The following is a 235-nucleotide window of genomic DNA, read 5'->3' as shown; positions in this document are numbered from 1 at the left end:
AAGATTCATTACCACAGGCATCTTTAGCAGTCCAAGTTCTGGTCAACGTATAGTTGCTGGCACAAGTTTCACTGATATTTGATTTCACTTCTTTGTAGCTTACCACTGGATTTGCATCACAATTATCAGTAGCCGTTAAATCAGCAGCAGTAGCAGTTGGAACCGCAGAACATTCTGCTGTTAGATCAGCAGGAGCTTCGCTCAATACCGGAGCCGTAGTGTCTTTTACTGTGAT

General features: G+C 43.0%; 1 protein-coding gene. It reads right to left on the bottom strand.

Going from position 1 to position 235, the window contains the following annotated elements:
* Nucleotides 1-235: HYR-like domain-containing protein (locus tag GTZ96_RS18205; RefSeq protein ID WP_161645303.1), on the bottom strand; the 235-nt coding region annotated here is incomplete at both ends.

The sequence above is a fragment of the Flavobacterium undicola genome (genome assembly GCF_009909155.2).
Classification (GTDB): domain Bacteria; phylum Bacteroidota; class Bacteroidia; order Flavobacteriales; family Flavobacteriaceae; genus Flavobacterium; species Flavobacterium undicola.
This window is presented reverse-complemented; position numbering and strand designations above follow the sequence as displayed.